We start from the raw sequence: 5,225 nt of genomic DNA on the forward strand, positions 1-5,225 counted from the left end.
AGCCGAAGGCCGGTGGACTCGGATTCGCCCCGGGAGCCAAGGTTCCAGGTCGCCGGAAGTAACCTCACACCCCCTTTTACCGACTACGCGCCCTTGCTCACTGCCGAGCAGGGGCGCGCAGTCGTCTGTAGGGGTGTGAGGTCCACTCCCACGAGTTATCCACAGGCAGCGAGTTATCCACAATCGGCCACTGGGGTCTTGCCGAAACCGATTGCGCCCGAGAGCATTTCTTCATGACCCGCATCGTCTCGCGATCCGACGCACTCTCCCGCGGAATTTCCGACGCAGAATTGCAGCGCTACTGCCTCGCCGAGGCCGTGTTCGACGCAACCATCGCCTCCGACGCCGTTGTCAGCCATGTGAGTGCGGCTGTCTTCCACGGTCTCGATGTGTGGAATGCCGACCTGAGCCGGGTGCACATCACGCGCAATCGCGCCCGGGGCGGAGGTCGGAGCAGCGCCGTTCGAGCGGTGCACACCTCGCCGTACACCGACGAGGAAGTCGTGGACTTCGACGGCGTTCGGGTCACCGCCCTGGCGCGCACAGTTGCCGATTGCGCTCGCTCACTTCCGTTCGAGACGGCCGTATGTATCGCGGACTTCGCGGCGAGAGCACGTGGACTCGCTGCCGAAGATGTTGTTGCAGCACTGGATTCGTGCACGAACCATCCGGGCAATCGGTCGGCACGTCGGGTTGCGGAGTTCATGGACGGCCGGTCCGAAAGTGTCGGGGAGTCACGCACCCGCGTGGTGCTACGTCATCTGGGCTACACCCCACAGCTGCAGGTACCGATCACGGATTCCCGTGGCTTCGTCGGGCGCGTGGATTTCGATCTGCCCGACATCGAGACTGTTCTCGAATTCGACGGCAAGGTGAAGTACGGGCGCTATGTGCCCGAGGGGAAGTCTGCGGCCGATGTGTTGTGGGAGGAGAAGCGCCGCGAAGATCGCATTCGCGCAACCGGCCGTCAGGTGGTGCGAATCGCCTGGTCGGATCTCGATCGCCCCGAGCTCGTCGATCGGATGATCCGCGATGCTGCCGACAGAGCCGGCCGACGCCACCGAGCGACCCTTCTACCGACCGCGCGCCCGTCCTCGCGTCGAAATGCAGGCGCGCACCCTGCACAAGCGGTGTGAGGTTCCCGCGAACCCCCCTCGGAAGTAGCCGAATCGGACATCGTGAGTATGGTCGGACGCGAAGGCGTACCGACAAGTAGGGAGCAGGCATGACCGACGACGCGGACAAGCTCTTTCGCCGCTACGACGAGTGGTGGACGGCTCTGTCGCCGGACGACCGAGCGCACGTCGAGCAGTGTTGCGAATCCGGCCGCACCGACGAGCGCCTCTGTGCACTCATCCTCGAGAACGACGGTCCGTCGAAGGCAGCGTTCGAGGTGGGCAGCAAGTTGTCCGAGGGCAACAGCAAGTACTGCGCGATCCCCAGTGCACTCCTCGAGTTTCTGGAAGCGAAGCGCGCGCACCCACCACTCAGCTAGAGGGACGCCACAGCTGCAGCTCGGGGATTCCGGGCGGCGTGAACGCCATGACCTGGCCGTAGAAGGACAGTTCGGATTCGCGTGCGTTCACCTGTGTTTCCAGTTTGCGGAATCCGTGTGACTCGCCCGCGTAAGCCAGGTATGCGTGCGGTATCCCTTTGCTCACCATGGCATCTCGGAATCGTTCGGCCTGCGACGGCGGCACGATCGGATCGTCGAGTCCCTGCAACAACAGCACCGGGCAAGAGAGTCCGTCGACGTTGTTCACCGGTGCCCGGGTGCGGTACAAATCGATGGCCTCGGGCAACGGTCCGATGAGCCCGTCGATGTAGCGGGACTCGAAGTCGTGGGTCTCGGCAACGAACAGCTCGAGCTCCGCCACCCCGAAGTACGATGCGCCGCAAGCGAACACATCGGACGATGTCAGCGCAGCCAAGACCGTCCACCCGCCCGCGGAGCCACCTTCGATCGCCAATCTGGCGGGGTCGGCGAGTCCACTGTCGGCCAGCCCCTGCACCGCGGCGATGGTGTCTTCGACGTCGACCACTCCCCACTGCCCGCGCAGCCGGTTGCGGTATTCGCGGCCGTATCCACTGGAACCGCCGTAGTTCACATCGACGACGCCGATGCCGCGGCTGGTGAAGTAGGCGAACAACGGGTTCAGAGCGGGTGCCACGTGCGCCGTGGGGCCGCCGTGGACGAAGGCGACGTACGGCGGCAATTCACCGTCCAGGCCTTCGTAGTCGGGGTTGCGCGGCGCATAGGTGATGGCGTGCACCTCACGGTTCGGCCCCTGGAACGTCACCTGACGCCCCTCGGGGAGGTACGCACTGTCGGGAACGGACTCGAAACCCGAACGGACAGAGGTCAGTTCACGAGATTCGAGGTCGAGTGCGAACAGCGCGCTTGCCACGTGCGCTCCGCCGCCCTTGATCAGCACGGTCGAGCCGGAGCGCCCACCGAGCCCCACCGAGGTCATACCGTCGAGCGCGATGTCCTCCAGCACTCCGGACGCCGGGTCGAGCACCGCAAGGGTGTCGGTGCCGACAGTCCGCACGGTGAGCAGTGTCCCGTCGTCCAGCACCTCGTACCAACTCGATCCCAACCGCCACAGTGGAGCACCGAAATCCGCGTCGAGCGTCCGCAGCGGCGTGACCGACCCGTCGAGCATCACCGAATACAGGTTCCACCAACCACTTCGGTCACCGATTGCGTACAGCGACTCGTCGTCGATCCATTCCGGTTGCAGCACCGATTCCTCGGTCGAGCCGAGTAGAACCGTCCAGGACGACGGCTCGGCCAGCGAGGCAACGCGCAGTTCCGTTCCGTCCCAGGGCATCTGCGGGTGGTTCCACGCGATCCAGGCGATGCGGGTGCCGTCGGGTGACAGTCTCGGGAACGCAAGGAAGTCCGAACCCGCCACCAGCGAGCGCACCCCGCCGCCGCCGAGATCGATGGCCACGATGTCTCGGGACACCGCGCCTGCGTCGTGCATCTCGCGAACTGCGATCACATCGGTGCCGACAACCGAGAGGTCCGCGTACCGAATGCTCGACGCCACAGCCGGTTTCGGGGTCAGCGGGACGGGTGCGCCGCCGGGGGTGAGTCGGTAGACGCGTTGATCGGAGAACTCGGCGAACACCAGGTCGCCGTCCGTCGTCGCAGTCCAGGCTCCCCCGCCGTATTCGTGGACGCGGGTGCGGGCGTTGAACGGTGCGGGCAGAACCGGCTGTACTTCTCCGTCGACATACCGGCAGATGGCCGTTCGGCCTTGTTCGGCGGGCCGCAGTTCCGACCACCAGATCTCACTGCCGACGAAGCGCCCGCCCTCGACGGGGTGGCCCGCCGACGACAGATCTGCTGCGGTGATGGGCGAGGGCCAGGATCCGAAGGCGAGAGCAGTCACGCCGTCCACCCTAGTGAACTGACATGCACGTAACGCGTTGTTCACCGGCCCTTCAACCATGACCCGGATGATGGGGGTCGAGTAGCACTAGGGGGACACCATGCGCCGGACCACTACCCATTCGGTGGACCACGAAATTCTGACCTTCGGCCGAACCTGGCGGGGATACGGCGGAGGCAGCGACGAGGACATCTACGTGGCATTCGGCATCGACGCGCGTACCTACTTCCAGCGATTGCGTCGCATCCTGGACTCGCCGGTCGCCGAGGACCTGTCCCCGGACGAGCGGTCCGCGATCGCCGACATCTGCCGCACGAGACTCGCCTGAGCCACCGCTACACCGGTACCAACAGCTCCGGGCTGTTGTTCTTCACACTGTTGACCGCGGTACTCACCTCGTAGGGCTCGAGCCGCGGCTCAGGGATGGCCGCCAACAGATCCTGCACGTCGCCGAGATCGGTCACAGTGGGGTCGAGCCAGCTCGCGCGCAGCTCCGGCGGAAGCACCACCGGCGAGCGATCGTGAATGTGCCCGAGCGCATCGGCTGCAGGCGAGGTGAGCACGGTGACCGACCAGACCCACCGATCCTCGTCGTCCTCGGCCTTGGTGGGGTCTCGCCACAGCTCGTACAGGCCGGCCATCGCCAATACTCCAGGAGTGGAGCCCGCGGAACGACCACTATCCAAGCCCTCGTGCAGGAAATACGGCACCTTCGCGCCGTCGCGCTTCTCCCATTCGTAGTAGCCGTCTGCGGGCACGATGCATCGTCGACGGCTCGCCGCCTTCTTGAACGACGGCTTCTCGGTGATGGTCTCGGACCTGGCGTTGATCAGTCGAGAACCGATTTTGGCGTCCTTCGCCCACGAGGGGATCAGGCCCCAGCGCACCGACCGCAGTTGTCGCACGGCGTCGGCCTCGGGTTCGTCCTTCGGTGCGCGCTCGAGCACCGTCCGGACCGTCTGGGTGGGGGCCACGTTGTACGACGGCGGCACCTCCGCACCGACGGTCTCGGCGATGTCGAACACCGCCTGCAGGTCACTGTCACTCCGGGTACTGGCATACCGTCCGCACATGGAACGAGATTGTTCCACCCGCCACCGACATCTCGGGCGAAACAACCTCGTGGAATTACGTGGCACCCACCTGGCACGATGTGACGGGTGACCACTCCGCAGATCCACTCCCAGCCGCGTTACCGCACGTTGCAGCAGTCGACCAAGCTGCAGAACGTGCTGTACGAGATCCGCGGGCCGGTACACGCCCATGCCGCGCGGCTCGAGGCGGAGGGGCACCGCATCCTCAAGCTCAACATCGGCAATCCGGCCCCGTTCGGGTTCGAGGCCCCCGATGTGATCGTGCGGGACATGATCGCGGCGCTGCCGGTGGCGCAGGGGTACTCGGAATCGAAAGGCATTCTGTCCGCGCGGCGCGCCATCGTCACCCGATACGAGCTCGAGCCGGGCTTCCCCGAGCTCGACGTCGACGACATCTACCTCGGCAACGGGGTGTCCGAGCTCATCACGATGACGATGCAGGCACTGCTCGACGACGGTGACGAAGTACTGATCCCGGCTCCGGACTATCCGCTGTGGACGGCGATGACGACACTGTCCGGCGGCAAGGCCGTGCATTACATGTGCGACGAGGAGAACGGCTGGAATCCCGATCTGGCCGACATCGAGTCCAAGATCACTCCGAAGACCGTCGCACTGTTGGTGATCAATCCCAACAATCCGACGGGTGCGGTGTACTCGAAGGAGGTGCTGCAGGGCATCGTCGATCTCGCACGCAAGCACCAGCTGCTGCTGCTCGCAGACGAGATCT

6 protein-coding genes are annotated in these 5,225 nt (G+C 65.1%); 4 read left to right on the forward strand and 2 right to left on the reverse strand.

Features of this window, described 5'->3' with window-relative positions; all coding sequences use genetic code 11:
* Positions 1-233 precede the first annotated feature (233 nt).
* Positions 234-1,136 carry a hypothetical protein gene (locus A2J02_RS25525; RefSeq protein WP_068055407.1) on the forward strand — a complete coding sequence of 301 codons (903 nt, stop codon included), beginning with the start codon at positions 234-236 and terminating at the stop codon, positions 1,134-1,136.
* A gap of 89 nt (positions 1,137-1,225) precedes the next feature.
* Complete coding sequence (locus A2J02_RS25530; RefSeq protein ID WP_068055411.1) at positions 1,226-1,495, forward strand: hypothetical protein; 270 nt, start codon at positions 1,226-1,228, stop codon at positions 1,493-1,495.
* Here the strand turns inward: A2J02_RS25530 and A2J02_RS25535 are convergent.
* Positions 1,488-3,401 carry a dipeptidyl-peptidase 5 gene (locus A2J02_RS25535; RefSeq protein ID WP_068055422.1) on the reverse strand — a complete coding sequence of 638 codons (1,914 nt, stop codon included), beginning with the start codon at positions 3,399-3,401 and terminating at the stop codon, positions 1,488-1,490. The genes A2J02_RS25530 and A2J02_RS25535 overlap by 8 nt on opposite strands.
* A 100-nt stretch (positions 3,402-3,501) precedes the next feature.
* On the opposite strand from A2J02_RS25535, the gene A2J02_RS25540 reads away from it, so the two are divergent.
* Complete coding sequence (locus A2J02_RS25540) at positions 3,502-3,729, forward strand: DUF3263 domain-containing protein (protein WP_068055415.1); 228 nt, start codon at positions 3,502-3,504, stop codon at positions 3,727-3,729.
* 7 nt (positions 3,730-3,736) lie between these two features.
* Here A2J02_RS25540 and A2J02_RS25545 read toward each other — a convergent pair whose 3' ends face one another.
* A complete protein-coding gene (locus A2J02_RS25545) occupies positions 3,737-4,474 on the reverse strand; it encodes an SOS response-associated peptidase (protein WP_068055418.1) in 738 nt (245 codons plus the stop codon).
* 87 nt (positions 4,475-4,561) lie between these two features.
* Between A2J02_RS25545 and A2J02_RS25550 the strand changes: the two genes are divergently transcribed.
* Positions 4,562-5,225 (forward strand): aminotransferase class I/II-fold pyridoxal phosphate-dependent enzyme (locus A2J02_RS25550; RefSeq protein WP_156516391.1); only part of this gene is annotated, 664 nt, incomplete at its 3' end.

The organism is Rhodococcus sp. EPR-147 (assembly GCF_001647185.1).
Classification (GTDB): domain Bacteria; phylum Actinomycetota; class Actinomycetes; order Mycobacteriales; family Mycobacteriaceae; genus Rhodococcoides.

Excerpts from the sequence above, each read along its gene's own strand:
- A2J02_RS25530 (WP_068055411.1), top strand. The coding sequence starts at position 1,226 with ATGACCGACGACGCGGACAAGCTCTTTCGCCGCTACGACGAGTGGTGG.
- A2J02_RS25545 (WP_068055418.1), bottom strand. The coding sequence starts at position 4,474 with ATGTGCGGACGGTATGCCAGTACCCGGAGTGACAGTGACCTGCAGGCG.
- A2J02_RS25540 (WP_068055415.1), top strand. The coding sequence starts at position 3,502 with ATGCGCCGGACCACTACCCATTCGGTGGACCACGAAATTCTGACCTTC.
- A2J02_RS25525 (WP_068055407.1), top strand. The coding sequence starts at position 234 with ATGACCCGCATCGTCTCGCGATCCGACGCACTCTCCCGCGGAATTTCC.